This window comes from Streptomyces sp. 71268 (assembly GCF_029392895.1).
Lineage (GTDB): Bacteria > Actinomycetota > Actinomycetes > Streptomycetales > Streptomycetaceae > Streptomyces.
Map to the genome: position 1 here is coordinate 4,344,966 of NZ_CP114200.1, position 15,862 is coordinate 4,360,827.

16 protein-coding genes and 2 tRNA genes are annotated in these 15,862 nt (G+C 72.7%); 3 read left to right on the plus strand and 15 right to left on the minus strand.

Annotation, left to right across the window (positions count from 1 at the left end; all coding sequences use genetic code 11):
- Positions 1-125: 125 nt before the first annotated feature.
- Positions 126-5,039 carry a PAS domain-containing protein gene (locus tag OYE22_RS16760; protein WP_277321163.1) on the minus strand — a complete coding sequence of 1,638 codons (4,914 nt, stop codon included), beginning with the start codon at positions 5,037-5,039 and terminating at the stop codon, positions 126-128.
- 671 nt (positions 5,040-5,710) lie between these two features.
- Entirely contained in the window at positions 5,711-6,157 is a 447-nt protein-coding gene (locus OYE22_RS16765; protein WP_277321164.1) for an SSI family serine proteinase inhibitor, read from the minus strand.
- 257 nt (positions 6,158-6,414) lie between these two features.
- Between OYE22_RS16765 and OYE22_RS16770 the strand changes: the two genes are divergently transcribed.
- Positions 6,415-6,504 (plus strand) — tRNA-Ser (locus tag OYE22_RS16770).
- A 407-nt stretch (positions 6,505-6,911) separates the two neighbouring features.
- Positions 6,912-6,984: transfer RNA gene (locus tag OYE22_RS16775), tRNA-Arg, on the plus strand.
- A gap of 56 nt (positions 6,985-7,040) precedes the next feature.
- Here the strand turns inward: OYE22_RS16775 and OYE22_RS16780 are convergent.
- The 13 genes from OYE22_RS16780 to OYE22_RS16840 all read right to left on the minus strand — a co-directional run bounded on the left by OYE22_RS16780 (position 7,041) and on the right by OYE22_RS16840 (position 14,061).
- The gene (locus OYE22_RS16780) at positions 7,041-8,186 is read right to left on the minus strand and encodes a site-specific integrase (protein WP_277321165.1); all 1,146 of its coding nucleotides are present in this window, start codon (positions 8,184-8,186) and stop codon (positions 7,041-7,043) included.
- Positions 8,186-8,371, minus strand: coding sequence for a helix-turn-helix domain-containing protein (locus OYE22_RS16785; RefSeq protein ID WP_277321166.1), 186 nt, complete (start codon positions 8,369-8,371; stop codon positions 8,186-8,188). The genes OYE22_RS16780 and OYE22_RS16785 overlap by 1 nt, the downstream gene beginning before the upstream one ends.
- Positions 8,364-9,752 carry a replication initiator protein RepSA gene (repSA, locus tag OYE22_RS16790; RefSeq protein WP_277321167.1) on the minus strand — a complete coding sequence of 463 codons (1,389 nt, stop codon included), beginning with the start codon at positions 9,750-9,752 and terminating at the stop codon, positions 8,364-8,366. The genes OYE22_RS16785 and repSA overlap by 8 nt, the downstream gene beginning before the upstream one ends.
- A complete protein-coding gene (locus OYE22_RS16795) occupies positions 9,749-9,946 on the minus strand; it encodes a hypothetical protein (protein WP_277321168.1) in 198 nt (65 codons plus the stop codon). Before OYE22_RS16795 ends, repSA begins: the two co-directional genes overlap by 4 nt.
- Positions 9,947-9,951: 5 nt before the next feature.
- Positions 9,952-10,140, minus strand: coding sequence for a hypothetical protein (locus OYE22_RS16800; RefSeq protein WP_277321169.1), 189 nt, complete (start codon positions 10,138-10,140; stop codon positions 9,952-9,954).
- A gap of 92 nt (positions 10,141-10,232) precedes the next feature.
- Positions 10,233-10,472: a hypothetical protein gene (locus tag OYE22_RS16805; RefSeq protein ID WP_277321170.1), complete on the minus strand. Its 240-nt coding sequence runs from the start codon at positions 10,470-10,472 to the stop codon at positions 10,233-10,235.
- 59 nt (positions 10,473-10,531) lie between these two features.
- Complete coding sequence (locus tag OYE22_RS16810; RefSeq protein WP_277321171.1) at positions 10,532-10,717, minus strand: hypothetical protein; 186 nt, start codon at positions 10,715-10,717, stop codon at positions 10,532-10,534.
- A gap of 1 nt (position 10,718) precedes the next feature.
- Positions 10,719-10,997, minus strand: a complete 279-nt coding sequence (locus OYE22_RS16815; RefSeq protein ID WP_277321172.1) for a hypothetical protein — start codon at positions 10,995-10,997, stop codon at positions 10,719-10,721.
- Positions 10,998-11,020: 23 nt separating this feature from the next.
- Complete coding sequence (locus OYE22_RS16820; protein WP_277321173.1) at positions 11,021-11,206, minus strand: mobile element transfer protein; 186 nt, start codon at positions 11,204-11,206, stop codon at positions 11,021-11,023.
- Positions 11,207-11,221: 15 nt separating this feature from the next.
- Positions 11,222-11,923 (minus strand): DUF2637 domain-containing protein, encoded by a 702-nt coding sequence (locus OYE22_RS16825; RefSeq protein WP_277321174.1) that lies wholly within the window; start codon positions 11,921-11,923, stop codon positions 11,222-11,224.
- Positions 11,924-12,092: 169 nt separating this feature from the next.
- On the minus strand, positions 12,093-12,299 hold the full coding sequence (locus OYE22_RS16830; protein ID WP_277321175.1) for a hypothetical protein: 207 nt from the start codon (positions 12,297-12,299) through the stop codon (positions 12,093-12,095).
- An 85-nt stretch (positions 12,300-12,384) separates the two neighbouring features.
- Positions 12,385-13,728, minus strand: coding sequence for an FtsK/SpoIIIE domain-containing protein (locus OYE22_RS16835; RefSeq protein WP_277321176.1), 1,344 nt, complete (start codon positions 13,726-13,728; stop codon positions 12,385-12,387).
- Positions 13,729-13,731: 3 nt separating this feature from the next.
- Entirely contained in the window at positions 13,732-14,061 is a 330-nt protein-coding gene (locus tag OYE22_RS16840) for a hypothetical protein (RefSeq protein ID WP_277321177.1), read from the minus strand.
- Positions 14,062-14,239: 178 nt separating this feature from the next.
- Here OYE22_RS16840 and OYE22_RS16845 point away from each other — a divergent pair, with 178 nt between their 5' ends.
- On the plus strand, positions 14,240-15,034 hold the full coding sequence (locus OYE22_RS16845; RefSeq protein ID WP_277321178.1) for a GntR family transcriptional regulator: 795 nt from the start codon (positions 14,240-14,242) through the stop codon (positions 15,032-15,034).
- The last annotated feature ends 828 nt before the right edge of the window (positions 15,035-15,862 follow it).

The window sequence follows — 15,862 nt, forward strand, 5'->3', positions numbered from 1 at the left end:
CGGGCCTACGGCGGCGTGGGTCTACGCGTACGGGCACGGCGGCGCGGGCCCGCGCCGGAAGGCGCGCCCGTCGGGCGGGCGCCCGACGGGGTGGGGCCGCTGCGGGGTGGGACGCCGCGACGGCGCTAGTTGGTGCCGATCTTGGCGAGGAGGTCCACGATGCGGCCCTGCACCTCGGGGCTGGTCGAGCGCTCGGCCAGGAAGAGCACGGTCTCGCCGGAGCTGAGCCGGGAGAGCTGGCCGGGGTCGATGTCGGCGGAGGTGTAGACGACGAGCGGGGTGCGGTTGAGCAGCCCGTTGCCACGGAGCCAGTCCACGATGCCGGCGCGCCGGCGGCGTACCTGCATGAGGTCCATGACCACGAGGTTGGGCCGGGTCTGGGCGGCGAGGTTGACCGCCTCGGCGTCCGTGTTCGCGCGCGCCACCTGCATGCCGCGCCGCTGCAACGTCTCGGACAGCGCGCCCGCGATCGGCTCGTGCTCCTCGATCAGCAACACCCGCGGCGGGTGCTGCTCGCTGTCGCGCGGGGCCAGCGCCTTGAGCAGCACGGCCGGGTCGGCGCCGTACGCCGCCTCCCGCGTCGCCTGCCCGAGTCCGGCCGTCACCAGCACCGGGACCTCGGCCGCCACCGCCGCCGTCCGCAGCGACTGGAGCGCCGTGCGCGTGATCGGGCCGGTCAGCGGGTCCACGAACAGCGCCGCGGGGTAGGCGGCGATCTGCGCGTCGACCTCCTCGCGCGAGTGCACGATCACCGGCCGGTAGCCACGGTCGCTCAGCGCCTGCTGCGTGGACATGTCGGGGGCCGGCCAGACCAGCAGCCGGCGCGGGTTGTCCAGCGGCTCGGGTGGCAGCTCGTCGTCCATCGGCGGGCGGTGGTCGTCGACGACCTCGACCGCGCCGTTGGGCCCGTCCAACGGCTCGGGGCCCTCGGCGCCCTCGTCCGGCGCGCCTATGGCGAACGCCCGCCCGGCGCCGGAGGCCAGCCGCTGCTGCGGGTGCTGCTGACCTGCATGGCCCGGATGCTGTGGGGCCTGTGGCATCGGCTGCGGCGCGCGGTGCGGCGGCTGTGCCAGGCCGGGCAGCGCCGCGCCGTCCGGCCGCCCCGCACCCATCGGCTCGCCGCCCCGGCCCTGGCCCACGGCGTCGGGGCCCGCGTCGGGCCCGTTCGGGTCCGGGTACCCCGCCTCGGGGCGCGCCGCCAGCTTGCGGCGCCGGCCCGAACCGGCCGCCCCGGTCGAGGGCGGCTGGCCCGGCTGCTGCTGGCCCGCCCCGTGCGGGGGCTGGCCGCCCTGCGCGGGGTGGTGCGGCTGCTGCGGCGGGGCCGTCGGGTCGGGGATGGCCTGCGCGAAGGGCATGCCCTGACCGAGCGTGCGCACGCTGATCGGGCGGCCCTGCGTGTCGTGCGAGGGGTCGCCTCGGTGGTGGTCGGCTCGGTGCGGGTCGCCGTGCTGGGGCTCGCCGTGTTGCGGGCCGGCGCCGGGCAACGCGGGCCGGCCGCCCCACGGGTCGGCCGCGCGGGCCGCGTCGCCGCCGGCGGCGGCGTGTCCGGCGCCGCTGCTCGGGTCGCCGAGCGGACGCCGCCCGGTCGGCGGCTGCTCGCCGGGCCGGCCGCCCTGCGACCGGACATCGGGCTGACCGGGTTGGCCGGGCTGACCCGCATGGCCGGGGTGCCCGGGCTGGCCGGCGCGCCCGTCGGTGCCGGGGCGCGATGGTTCGTCCGCGAGCGGGCGCCGCGCGCGCCGCTGCCCCTGCCCCTGCTGACCGGGCCCTGGCTGGCCGGGTCCCTGCTGGGCTTGCTGGGCCTGCTGCCCCTGGTCGTACGGCCCGTCGCCGACGGCCGCGCCGGGCTGCTGCCGCGCCTCGGGGTCGTGCGGCCCGCCCCACGGGGGCACGGCCTCGGCGCGCGGTTCCGGCACGCCGGTCGGCCACGGCGCGCCCGCCGCACCGGCGCCGCCGGCCTGGCCTGAAACGTCCTGCGCCGCGGGGCCGGTCGCGCCGTACGCGGGCTGCGCGGGCACCATGCCGACCGGGCCGAGGCCCTGCGGCGCGCCCTGTGCTCCCGCTTCCTGCTGGTCGGCCGCCGCCGGCGGCAGCGCGAACGGCACCCGCCCGGCCGGCACCTCGTGCGCCTGCGCCGTCGACTGCTGCCCAGGGCCCGCCTGCTGACCCGGCCCCCGCGACGGACCCTGGTCCGGGCCCCGCGGGTGCGCCTGCTGCGGTACGGAGTGTTCGGCCGCCTCGCCGAGCGCCCGGCGAGCCCGCCGCCGCCCCGTGCCCTGCGGCCCGTCGCCCCGCGCCGCTTCGCCCTGCCGCGCCACGTCGCCCGGCTGCTGCGGGTCCACCGCCGCCGCCGGCCCGCCGCTGGGCGCGACGGCCCAGCCCCCGGAGCGCGGGTCCGCCCCGGCCTGGCCCGGGTCCTGTTCCGTACGTGCCGTCTCGGGGCCCGCCGGGCGCCCGCCCGGCCGGCCCGCCGCCCCGGGGAGCGCGGCCGGCTCCAGGCCGCCCGGCCCCTGCGGCCCGCCCCGCGCGTCGCTCGCGGCGGGCGGCAGCGCCAACGCGCCGCCCTGACCGGCGCCGCCCTGACCCGCACCGCCCTGACCGGCGCCGCCCGCCAACTGCTCGGGACGTCGCCCCGGTTGGCCCGCGTGCCCGGCCTGGTTCGCCGCGCCGGCCTGGCCCGGCTGGCCCACCTGTTCGTGCCGGCCGGCGTGCGCGCCGCGCTGCCCGTCCGCGCCGCCGCCCGGCTGGCCCGGCTGCCCCGGGCCGCCCGGCTGGCCCTGCGCCGGCACGGCGAGCTGGCCGCCGTGACGCGGGTCGGGCTGCTGGCCCGGGCCCGGAGCGGCGGCGCCCGCCTCGCCCCCGTGCGGGCCGCGCCTGGCCCGCCGCCCGGTCGGGGCGGGGCCGCCGGCCGGCAGGCCCTGCGCGGGCACCGGCCGGGCGTCGCCGGCGCGCGGCCCGTCCTCGGGGCCGGCCGGCCCCTCGACGGCGCCCATCTTCCCGGGGCCACCCGGCGCCTGCCCCGTACCGCCGTCGCGCGCGTGCCGGTTCGCCCGGCGCCGCTGACCGCTGCTGGCCTCGTCCGCCACCGGTCCGGCCGCGCCCGGCCCCACCGGAATGCCGGGACCGACCGGGATGCCGCCCGCGCCGGCGTCACCGCCCTGGCCAGCGGGCTGCTCCTCGGCGGGGTCACGCCGCGCACGCCGGCGCCCGGTGGGCCGCTGCCGCGCGCCCCCGTCGGCGTCGGCACCACCGCCGTTGCCGTCACCGCCCCCGGCCGCCTCGGTACCCGGCGTCCCCTGGCCCGCCGCCTCGCCCTCGGCGCCCGTACGACGCGCCCGACGCCCGGACGACGGCCCGCCACCGGCGGCGTCACCGCCCCCCGCGACACCCGCGGCCCGCGCGCCGTCCGTACCGCGCGCCGGCTCCTTGGGCACCGGCATCACGGTGGTGGAGTTGTCCTGGTCCACGGGAACGCGCACCGCGCCCGTGCTGTCGTCGGTGTCCGCCCGCCCGCTGGTCAGCGGCTTGCCGTCGGCGGAGACCGGCACTTCGAGCACGTACGCGCTGCCGCCCATGCCCGGCATCTCGTGCGTCTGCAACACGCCGCCGTGCTTGCGGACGATGCCGCGCACGATCGGCTCGTGCACCGGGTCGCCACCCGGGTGCGGGCCGCGTACCTCGATCCGTACGACGTCACCGCGCTGCGCCGCCGCCACCACGATCGTCGAGTCGCCGGGCGCGGCGGCCGGCTGCGGCGCGCCACCCGGCGCGCCGTGCGCCCCCGGGTCCTGCGCGGCCCCGTCGACCGCCATCGCGTTGCCGGTCGCGTCCAGCCCGGCCACGTCAGCGATCAGATGGGCGAGCGCCTGTGCCAGCCGTACGGGATCCACCTCGGCCTCGATCGGCGGCGCGTGCACCGCGAACCGCGCCCGGCCCGGGCCGATGAGCTCGATCGCGCCCTCGACGCCGGCGGCCACCACCGCGTCCAGCGACACCGTCTCGCGCGCGAGCCGCTCCTTGCCGGCCGCGAGCCGCTGGTAGCTGAGGACGTTGTCGACCAACGTCGTCATGCGCGCGTAGCCCGCGGCGAGGTAGTGCAGCACCTGGTTGGCCTCGGGCCACAACTGCCCGGCCGGGTCGGCGGCGAGTCCGCCCAGCTCACCGCGCAGTTCGGCCAGCGGCCCACGTAGCGAGACGTCGAGCACGGCGAGGAGCTGCGCGTGCCGCGCGGCCAGCGCGTCGTACGAGCGCCGGTCGGTGAACGTCATCACCGCGCCCACCAACTGCTCGCCGTCCCGCACCGGCGCCGTCGTCAGGTCCACCGGCACCGCCCGGCCGTCCTTGGCCCACAGCACCTGCCCCCGCACCCGGTGCTTGCGGCCCGAGCGCAACGTGTCGGCGAGCGGCGTCTCCTCGTACGGCAACGGCGTGCCGTCCGCGCGCGTGTGCTGGACCAGCGGGTGCAACTCCTGCCCACCGAGGTCGCTGGCCCGGTAGCCGAGGATCTGCGCGGCCGACGGGTTGACGAGGACGACCTTGCCCTCGATGTCCACGCCCACCACGCCCTCGGCCGCGGCCCGCAGGATCATCTCGGTCTGCCGCTGCTGCCGGGCGAGTTCGGCCTCGGTGTCCAGCGTGCCGGTCAGGTCGCGCACGACGAGCATGAGCAGCTCGTCACCGGTGTAGCTGTGGTGGTCTACGTACGGGGTGCGGCCGTCCTCCAGGTTGGCGCTGGTCACCTCGACCGGGAACTGGATGCCGTCGGTCCGCCGCGCGATCATGCGGGTCGGCTTCGTCCGGACGCCCTCGACCTCGCCGCTCGGCCGCATCGAACCGGGGATGCGCTTGGAGTCGAAGGACGGCAGCAGGTCGAGCAACCCCCGCCCGACCAGCGCCGTTCCCGGCGCCTCGAAGGTCTCCAGGGCGATGTGGTTGGCGTTGACGACGGTGCCGTTGGCGTTGACGAGCAACAGGGCGTCGGGCAGCGCGTCGAGTATCGCCGCGAGGCGAGCAGCGCCTCGCGATGGCCTGCTGCTCACGACGACGCTTCCTCCCAGATCTACGCTCCGTGCGGACACCCGGCGCCATCCTGCCGCCCGTCCCGCTGGTGTCACTAGGGGATGAGTCTACGGGCAGGCGCCCTCGACGCGGCGGCGGATGAGCGTGAGCCGCGACGCGCGTGGCGCACCCTGGGGCAAACCTCGCCGGCCCCGACGCTCGCCCCCGAACCAGGACCAGCCCGACCTCCCCGCACCCCCATCCGCCCCGCGCCGACCGCGCCCCCTGGCCCCATATGAAGCCTGTACGAGGCCGGAACGAGGGCGCCACGAGCGCGTACGACACCGCCACGCGCGGCCGTACGGAGCGGGCGCGCGCGATGCGCCACGGGGCCGATACGCGCGGTTCACCACGGAATCGCGGCGAGCGAGGAGAAGCCCCCGAACGTCACCGAACAGGTGAAAACAACAAAGAACTTCGGAAATGGCAAGCATGCCCGAAACGCCATCGCTGCGAGCGGCGACGGCGGGAACGGAGAGAGGGCGGGACCGGCGAGAGAGCGGTGGCGCCCCGTCAGAGACGTGGCCGTGTCGGAAACGTGCCTCTGCCAGAAACGTGCCCCCGTCCGGGACCGAGGTCCTGGGCGGGGGCACGAGGTCCCACCAGGTGCTCCGGGCCGGGGCCCCGCGCCGCGCGCGCCGGGGCCGGGTCATCAGTTGCGGGGGGTGCCCAACAACTTCGCGAACTTGTTCCAGCGGCTGATCTCGCAGCCGTCCACGCGCGAGAAGTCGGCGCTGACCGGCCGCCCCGACCAACGCCCGCCGACGTGCGCCGTCGCCGGCCCGCCGTAGATCTTGGTGCAAGCCGTCCCCTTCGGCACCGGCGCGAACGGGTCGGCCCCCCACGTCGTCTTCTTGGACACCTCGGCGCAGGCCGCCGCGGGGTTCGGGTGGTTGCCGCCGGTCGGGTGGCAGTAGAGGTGGTACGTCCGCTGGTCCGCGACCTTGCCGGTGTCCGACACCGTGACCGTGAGGTGGTGTGTGGGCCCGGGCGCCGGAACCGGCAGCGGCTTGGCCGCGGCGTGCGGCGCGACGCTCAGTAAGGCGGGAACCACGGCCGCGGCGGCTGCGGCGGCGACGATGAGGCGGTGCGGTGACATCCAGGACTCCAAGATCGTGCGACTACGGGGCGCGGCGCGCCCTTGTCCGACTAACGCGCCGGTGGGATGTCCGTTGCGCAAGAAGCCCGCTCCGAAGCGGCGAATCGCCGGAAAGCACCAAAAAAACCACCCTCGCGGCGGCGATACGCCTTTGCCGCCCCCGCCGAACGCCGAGTACCGTAGGCCGCGATTGGTGACGGCCCGCAGGGCTGTGTCATCATCTGCACACACGCCGCGCGCTCGCGTGGTCCGTGTGTGGAGGCTTCGCCTAGTCTGGTCTATGGCGCCGCACTGCTAATGCGGTTTGGGGTAACCCCCCATCCCGGGTTCAAATCCCGGAGCCTCCGCTCTGTACAAAGCCCCGACCGTCTCGTACGGCCGGGGCTTTTGCGTTGCCCGCAGGGCGGGTGCGGGCCATGGGGTGGGGTGCGCGTCACGGTGTGAGGCGTGCGCCTCGGCGCGGGTGGGGCGGCGTGCGCGTCATGGCGGGCGCCGCCTCAGGTGCCACCGGCGCGGGCCGGGCTGGCTGGGCGGACCGGGATGCGTGGCGGCGGTCACGTCTCCCGGCACGATCGCGACATCTCGCGCCTCCCGGCCACCCACCCGTGATCGTCCACTTCGCCCGACGGTGATCATGCTCTGTGGGCGTTTGTGCAGGTCAGAGCAGGTCGGGGGAATGGATTTCACCTCGCGGCGCAGGTCATGTAATGTTGTTCCCGCAACGCCGACCGGGCAAGAAAACGCCGGGAAGCAAGCGCTCGTAGCTTAACGGATAGAGCACTTGACTACGGATCAAGAGGTTGCAGGTTCGAATCCTGCCGAGCGCGCAGATGAGGGGCCCCGAATCGGGGCCCCTCTTGTTGTTGCGTGTCTATCTGCGTGACTACGGTTCGAAGATCTCGTCCATGGCCACCGCGCCCGTCTGGATCACGGGCCTGATCTGCTTGCGGTAGACCGTCTCCGTGACGCTCGTGCTGGAGTGGCCGACGAGTCGGGCGATCTCTTCGACGGGGATGCCCTTGTCGGAGAGCAGCGAGACGAAGCTGTGCCGGAGCTCCCTTGGCGTCCAGTCCTCCGGATCGATCCCGTCGACGGTGGCGAGCACCTGCCGGAAGTACTTGCGGACGTTCGAGGCGTCGAGTGCCGTGCCCACCGCCGAGGTGAACACCAGATCGTGTTCAGCCCAGCGCTCACCAGCCGCCCGACGCTGCGCGGCCTGGCGCTGCCGGTGCTCGCCGAGGGCGGCGACGCAACGCCCGGGCAGAGCGAGTGTCCGGCGAGACTTCCGGGTCTTCGTGTCCCCGCTGGCCCGTACCGAGCGCCATACCGCGATGTGCGGCGCGTTCCCCGGGCGCGTACCTTCGAGGTCCACGTGGCTCCAGGTGAGTGCCCGCAACTCCTCGGTTCGGGCACCGGCAAGCAACGCGACCACGATGTACGCATGCAGGCGCGAATCCGCGGCTGCGTCGAGCACGGCACCCGCTTGGGTCAGGTTGAGCGCCTTCGAGGGGCGTCCCGCTTGTCCCTTCGGTACGGAGCACAGCTCGACCACGTTGCGCTTCACCTTGTCCCTGGCCATGGCTCGCTTCACGGCGCGGTTGAGGCACGAGTGCAGGAGCCGCAGCGTGCGCGTGCTGTGCGTCTTCGCTTTGGCCGCCAGCCACTTGTCAACGTCGTCCGCGCTGAGGTCCCGGAGCTTGCGAGCGCCGAGGCTGGCAACGACGTGCTTTTCGCACAGCGTGGTGTAGTTGCTCACCGTGGTGGCGTCCACGTCCGTCAGTCCGTAGGTGAGCCAGTTGGTCACCGCGTCTTTGACCGTGTAGCCGGTGGGAGCGATCGCAAGACCGTCCTCGTAGTCGCGAAGCACCTCTTTCAGCTTGGCTTTCGCCTCAGTCTTCGTCCGACCACTGCCGCGCTTGACGATGCGCTTGCCGCTCGGGTCATAGCCGAGAGTGGCGGTCGCGATCCAACGCTGACGGGTGTCGTCCCAGTGCAGGCCACCGTCACCCCTGCTACGTCGCTTCGGCATCAGGCCGCCTCCCCGAGGTCCATGCGCGAGATGAGGTAGGTCTGTACCGCCTTGGCCGGGATGCGACGGCTACGGCCGATGGTCAGCGAGGGCAGTTCCTTGGTGCGGATCAGGTCATAAACCTTGGTCCGGCCAAGCTTCAGCGTGGCCATGACCTGGCGGACGGTCAGCAGTTCGTCAGGCATTCCAGACCTCCGCGTCATCCAGGTCCGCCAGAACCTCGCGCTTCATCTCGCGATTGGTGGCGAGGTCTCGGGCGATGTTCTGGGCGAGCCAGGATTCGCCGGGGGTGTGGCCGTGGCCGGCGTAGGTCCAGTGGGCGAGGGTGAGCGTGGTGGTCTCTGGGGCGTCGTCGGGGTCGAGGCCGAGGGCGGCGCGTTGTTGGGCGGCGCGGTAGTCGGCGCGGACCTGGCGGAGCGCGGTGAGGGTGGTGGAGTAGGCCCGGGCCTTGGTGGAGAAGTGGCCACGGAAGCCGAGCATGTGTGCCCAGGCCCACAGGCGCCGGTCGGGGTAGGCGTCGTTGAGGTCCCAGCAGGCGCGGATCAGGCGCCGGGCGTGCTCGGGCAGGCCGGGCAGCTTGTCGAGTTCAGCCGGCTCGCCGATGCGGCGGTCTACCGTGCCGGTGGTCTCAGCGGCCTTGGTGGCGTACTTGGCCACGTAGGCGGCAACCGCTTGGTCGGTCAGGTCGCCGTTGGCGGTGGTGGCGCCGATGGGGCGGGCATCGACCTGGGTGCCCCAGCGCAGGGTGCGGGCGGGGTGGTCGCCGGAGGCGGGGACGGGTACGGCGACGCGTGTGGCTGCGGCGTGGATGGCGTCGGTGAGCAGGGCGACGCTGGCCCACGCGGGTGGCGGGTCATCGGGGCCGGTGGGTCCGTCGAGTCGGATGATGGCGTGGAAGTGGATGGCGCCCCGGCGTTGGTATTCGGCGACCTTGCCGAAGGCCAGTCGGGACTGTTCGCGTGCTGCCTTTTGGGTCAGGCCGGCGCGGGCGGCGATCTCGCGGCGGAGGTAGATGGTGAAGCGTCGCCACAGGTCGGAGGCGTGGTTGTTCCACAGCACGGCCGTGGCGTAGTCGTAGGCGTACGGGTCGATCGGGGTCCCGAGTTCGGGGGCGCCCTCGTGGTGAGCGGTGCCGCAGCGGCAGCGGCCGGTGGTGGGGCGGTTGTGGACGGGGCCGAAGCTGGGGGCGGTGAGGGTGGCGAACACCTTCGGGTGCGTGCGCACGGTGTCGGGGACGCCTTTGCCGCCGACGAGTCCGGCGCGGATGAGGTGGTAGGTGTCGCCGGCGTAGGTCCAGGCGCAGGAGGGGCAGCGGGAGGCGCGGCGGTTGCCGCAGGCCAACCGTAAGCGTCCGCCCGGTTCACCCTCGGTGCTGTAGGAGTGGAGCACCTCCCCGGTGATCTTGTCGCGGGTGACGGTGGAGCCGGTCAGGTGGATGGGGTCGGAGCAACCGCCGTTGCGGCGGATCTGGTCTTGCCAGCGGTCGAAGCCGGGGGACCCGGTCACCCTGAGCGCGTCGCCCAGGGTGATCGGGTCCAGGCCCGCCGTGGTGGCGGGGTGGGTCATGTGGTGGCCCCCTTGTGGTGGGCGGGGCCGTGGTGCTTGGTGTAGCCCTCGACCAGGGCACGAACCTGGTCGTCACCGGTGGCGGTGGCGCGGGCGCCGCAGTGGCAGACAGCGGAGCCGGTGGCCGGGGCGTTGGGGGACGGCTTGCTCACGTGCACACCCGGCACGTTCGGGTTCGGGGTCAGGTTGGCCATGGCGATCACTTCGCGGCCGGCGTGTGGTGGCGCGGCATGCGGGGGTAGATGCCCCAGCCCCAGCAGGCGGGGCAGTCAACGAGGGCCGTGACGCGCTGCCCGGCGCGGTCGCGGGTTCCGCAGTCGATAGCCACGGTGGCGTAGCCGTCGCAGTGCGGGCAGATACGGGCAGCGAACGGGTCGTTGTGATGCATGATGGTGATTCCCCTTTCGGGCCGGTGGGTCTGGAAGTGGGTGGAGGCGCCCGGGGCGGCGGTCTTTGGCGAGAGAGCCGCCCCGGGGGCTGTTAGCGGCGGCGGTTGCGGCGGGGCTTGGAGTAGCCGGGCGGGATGGCGTTGTACGCCTCCTGGCCCTGCTGGAACGAGGCCACGTCCTCGTCGTTGATGAAGCTGTCGCTGGCCTGGCGGGCAATCTTCTTCATGGCTTTGCGGTCGCCGTGGCGCTTGGCGTTGGCGAACTCCCGGCCCAGTTCCGCCATGGCGGGGTTGGCGGGCTTCTCGTCGTTCTTACGGCTGAACAGGCCCATGTCAGGCCCCCTTTTCGGGTCCGTTGGTTCTGGATGGGTGGGGTCGTTTGGGACGGCGGTTACTTGATGCGGCCGGAGCGCTTGCGGCCGGCGTTCCAGATGCGCTTGTCGTCCTTGGTGGCGGTGCCGTCCTCGATCCGGGCGTAGATCTCCCTACGGAGCTGCCCGCCGCGACGCTTGACCTCCTCGACCTCCTCGATGTGCTGGTCCTGGTCGGGGTGGGGACGCTTACTGAACAGGCCCATGTCAGGCCCCCTTTCGGGTTTTGGTGAGCTTGATGGTGATGGCGGTACCGCCGATGGTGGGGAGCGCGGCAGCGGCGGCGGCCACGGCGAGCTGGAAGGTGATCGCGAGAATGACGATCACCAGCGAGGTGCCGAGCGTGATCGTGATCGTGAGCAGGATCGGGCCGGCGTAGGAGCGGGCCGGGGCCTGGACGATCGTCACGGTGCCGGGGTGGGTGCCGGGCGGGATCAGGTGCGCGGGCCGGTGGCCGGCTCGCAACTGCGCGTCGGGGTGGCGCACGGGAGTTCACCTCCTTGGTGGTGTCAGGTGCAGTGGTGGGTGCGGGCGGCGAGTTCGGCGGCGGCGCGGCTGTCGTACTCGGCGGAGAAGCCGCAACGCGGGGCGGTGCACGCGGCGGTGTGCCTGTCGCGGCCACGGCCGTCGTAGTAGGTGCCGACCTGAACGGGGCCGATGCGGACCACGTCGCGGAAGCGGTTCGGACGCGGCATCAGGTGCGTGTCCTTTCAGAGTTGGGCAGCGATGGCGGTGGCCATCGGCGCGGGGACACCAAGGCGAGCGCGAAGGGTGTCGGTGTCGATCGGAGAGCCGGTACGGGCCTGGTGCGCGTCGGCGACCTTGCGGGCGTGGTCCACCAGCGCGACCGGCACACCAGCGGGCAACGACTCAGCGGCCACGGGTTCAGGCGCGGGATCAGGCGTGGGCTTGACAGGCGAGGATTCGGCGGAAGCCGCGGGGAGTTGTGCCGCAGGCCCCGGGGCCGGCGCGTCGAGGACCGGCGCGGGCTCCGATGCCACATCGGGCACCGTGGGTACCTCGTGGGTGCTCGCCGGGGCCGGTGACGGGGTGTGGGCCAGGAGGGTGCCGCCGAAGAAGGCGACCGCTGGCCACCCCGCGACCATCACCCGCAACCACGCCGGCACGTTGCCCAGGTCGAGCAGGCCAGCGGTGGCGATGTTGGCCCCCAGGGACGCGGCCAGCGCGATCAGGAACCAGCACCAGCCCACCGTCTTCGCCCGCCCCGAGACCGACCGCAACCGACGCCACGCGGCCACCAACAGCAGGTCCACGGAGACCGGGTAGGCCCAGGCTTTCCACCCGTGCTGCCCGGCCGCTTCCGCCAGGTCATGCAGGTGCGCGAAGGAGAGCGCGCCAGCGATGACGGCTTGGATCAGCACGGGGTCCAGGCGCGGACGGGACTTGGTCACTGCCCGCCGCCCAAGCAGTCCGGGCACAGAGCGAGCTGGTGTTGGCCGGTCTTACGGCGCCCGCGCCCCACGCGAACCTCGATGGCGACTTCGCCGCTGCCCCCGCACATCCTGCATGTGACGCGCGACGCGGCTTGCTTGCTCCGCGAGGGCTGGCGGGAGACCACGGTCACCCCTCCTTGCTGGGGTAGCCGTGTCCACGCGGGGGGTACTCGCCGCCGTCCAAGCTCGCCGCGCATCCGTTGGCGACAAGGCTGATGAACTCGCCGTCGTCGGTGGACTGGTAGCCACTCTGGTAGGGGGCGGCCATCGCCGCGTGGATCAGCTTATTGGTCCGCTTCTTGTCGTCTGCGGCGTTCTCACTCTTACGTGCCATCTCGAATCTCCTGTCGCTTTTGGCATGGACGGGGTAGGGACCTGGCGCGAAGGCGGTCGCGCCGACCGTGGAAAGCGAGGGGGAACTAGTCGGTCGCCTGCTCGGAGGCCACCGGGATCAGTGCCGGGCGGAACGCGGCCAGCGAGGCGATAGCCGGGGTGAGGTGCGCGTAGTCACGGCACAGCGCGGCAGCCTCACGCGGGCTCATCTTCGGGGTGCGGATCTGCGACCAGCCCCCGGAGGAGTCCCCGGCCACGGCCAGACCCGGCATGTCCGGAGCGATCGCGCACGCGACGCCCACCGCCTCCGGAGCGATGTCACCCAAGGCCATCTTCGCGGACGACTCGTCGTTGACGCGGTGGCAGATACGGCCGGTCAACTGGGCCCGGAGCATCGTGGCGCCCTTGCCTAGTTCCGAGCCGAAGCGCTGGCCGGAGATCTCCAGGTAGATACCGACCGCACGCGCCATCTGCGCCAACCGGATCAGGTGCGTGACCATCTGATCCCGCCGTTCCTCATCCGACTTCGACGCGACCATGAACAACTCGGCCACCTCATCGACCAGGACGACGATCGGCACCGGGCGCACCTCAGCCGGCAAGCCCCAGATGTCGGAGGTGATCTCCGCATCCGGCACCGCCGCGTTCACGCCCTGGTGAGCCTTGAGGAGGTCAAAACGGTCACCCATCTCCGCAACCAGCGCTTCCAGGAGCGCGGCAGCCTGCTCAGGATCGGTAGCCAAAGCGGATAGACGCGGCGCGTACGCCGTGTGCTCCACCCCGCGCTTGCAGTCGATGCCCACCAACGCCACCCGTTGCGGCGCCAAGCCGGCCACCAGGTTGCGTTGGAGCATGGACTTCCCCGACTCCGTGGCACCGAGGGTGAGGTTGTGGGGGATCTTGCGGAAGTCGCGGACGAAAGCCGAGCCGTCCCCGCGCACCGCGACCGGCACCACCAGCAGACCACGCGGAGCCCGACGCGGCAGACGCGGACGCCTGAGCACATCGAAACCCGTCATTCGCAGCTCAACGGTGCCCGGCTTCGTCTCGACCACCCGCACCGCGTGCACGCCCCAGGCGTGGCGAAGCCGGTTCGAGGCGGCGGCCATATCCGCAGGCTCCATACCGGCCGGAAGCCGCAGCGTGGCCACCAGACCCGTAGCCGTGGGACGCACCCGCCGCACCCGAGGCACCGCCGGACGCACCTCACGACGAGCGACCGTACGAGCCACAGCCGAGCGCCACCGCGCGGGCGTCACCGTCAGCCCGCACACCTCCATCGTGGTGCGATACGTAGCCGCGAACCGCACCCGCGTCACAGGCAAGCCCACCAGGGCCCAGTACACACCCGGCGCACGTACCCGGGCGTAGACCAGCCCGCCAGCACCAGCGGCCACCGGGCCGCCCACCTCCAACAGGGACAAGTCCACGACTCAGACCCCCGGCGTGATGGCAACCGCGCGAAACGCGATGCCGTGCCGCTTCTGCCCGTTGAACTCCGACTCCCAGTCCCGCGCCTTAAGGCCCGTCACCGACACCGGCATCCCCGGCGTGAGCCCGGACGGGATACCCGTCTCCGGAACGGTGACCTGAAGCAGGTTCCCGTCACCCTCGTCCGAGACCAGCAGGCCCACCGTGGACAAACCCGCACCGGTCTCCCGGTCCACGGCCCGCTCCCCGGTCTTCTTGTTCACCAACTTCGGCTCGGGCGCAGTCGCCACGAATACCACGGCAGTCGAAAGATCGATCTTGAACGACGGCATACTGAAGACACCCTTTCTGAGGGGTTGGGCGCGGCGGCTTGCTGGCAGGCGGACGCCGCGCCTTTTGCGTTCTCCGAAGTTCTCCGGAGAACTTGCATCTTCAGGATGGGGTAGTTCTCCGGAGAAGTCAACGCTGCTGGGCGTTGGTTCTCCAGAGAGGGGCTGAGAGCATGGAGGCATGAACCACCTCCCCGACCTAGCTGACGATGACAACCGCCCCCTGTATGCTCAGATCAGCGCGGCCCTGGAGCGCGCCATCGAGGCGGGCGAGCTGGAGCCGGGCGCACGGGTCCCAGGGGAGAACGTGCTGATCGAGCGATACGGCGTCGCCCGTGAAACGGCTCGAAAGGCTCTGGAGCAGCTCGCCCACGCCGGGTTGATCGATAAGCGCCGTGGATCGGGGACGTATGTCCGCGAGCAGCGGAAACTTGAACGCAAGCCGCGACGCTACCGGCGACAGAAGAAGCTGGGGGAGTTCGCGAGCGACGCCATCGCTGCGGGGCGCGACCCGAATGTCGAGGCTACTAGCGTGCGCGTGGCTGCTACGTCAGCGGTGGCTAGGCGCCTCGGCGTTGAGCCCGGCAGCGAGGTCATGAAGACCGAGTACGTATTCAAGGCGGACGGTGAGCCGATTCAGTCGTCAGTCTCCTACGAGCCGCTGGAGGTTACGGGTGGAACGGCTATCGAGTTCCCAGAAGAGGGGCAATACGCCAACGCGGGCGTCATCAACCGCATGGATGCCATCGGCGTTGAGGTGACCAAGGTTTCGGAAGAGGTTGAGGTCAGGCCCCCCAGGTCGCACGAAGCGCATCTGCTGCGGGTTGACCCAGGGGTGCACGTCTTCTGTATCCGGCGAACCTTCCGCACCGACGAGCGCGTGGTTGAGACAGCAGACATTGTGATCCCCGGGGACCGCTACTCGTTGAACTATGAATTCCGGATCACCGATGAGGACGACCCGGTCACGGCGTAGCTGTTACAGATTTCTCTACCTCATCAAGCCCGCCCGTTCCGGGCGGGGAGGGGGAGGGGCGCGCGTGGAAGCCGCCGCAGGCGGGGCGCTGCTGCTGCTTCGACCCGGTGGCCTTGGGGGTGTGCGGGCGGTGTGGTCGAGCGTCGATGGCCGGAGCGCGTGTGCGGGCGAGCAGGCCCAGGCCGTGACCCGGGCGCCCGTGTCATCCTCGCGGGCCCGGGGCCCCGTGGGAGCGTCCCCTTGGGGCGGGTGCTGCCTCGCCCGGGGCCTGTGGGCTGCTCTTGCCCTTCGGGCACCCGGCGCGGCTGGGCAATGCTGGGGTCCCCAGCACCGCTACGGGACACACCCAGTCGGCCCGCACTGCGGGCCGCCCGGGGCTCGTGCGGCTCTACGCCTTCGGCGCCCGCCGCACGGCCCCGCGCCCGGCAAGAAGGCCCCGGGGTGCCCCGCTACACGCTTTGCCCCGCCCAAGCCCGTACGCCGGACTCCGAGAGCTGAATCACCCACCACCCCGGGCAGTCCACCACCCTGGGGCCGCTCCCACAGGCCCCACCAGCAGTCCACACCAAGCCGACCCCGGCAAGGCAGCCAAGCCGCGGGCGCGAAGCCACAGCGCCAACCCGTCGCCGACAGCCCAGCAGCCAGGCCCAGAAGACGCGCGAAGGTGATGAAGGCGCGTGGTGGTGAGGGGAAGGCCGGAAACGGTGAGGGGTTTACGTGGCACGCGCGCTCCCGACTGCGGCGGCGACCATGGCAAGGGGAGATCAGGCAAGCGGCGAAGGGGTGGCACCGTGGGTTCGCGATCGGCCGGCACACGGTCATCGAGGG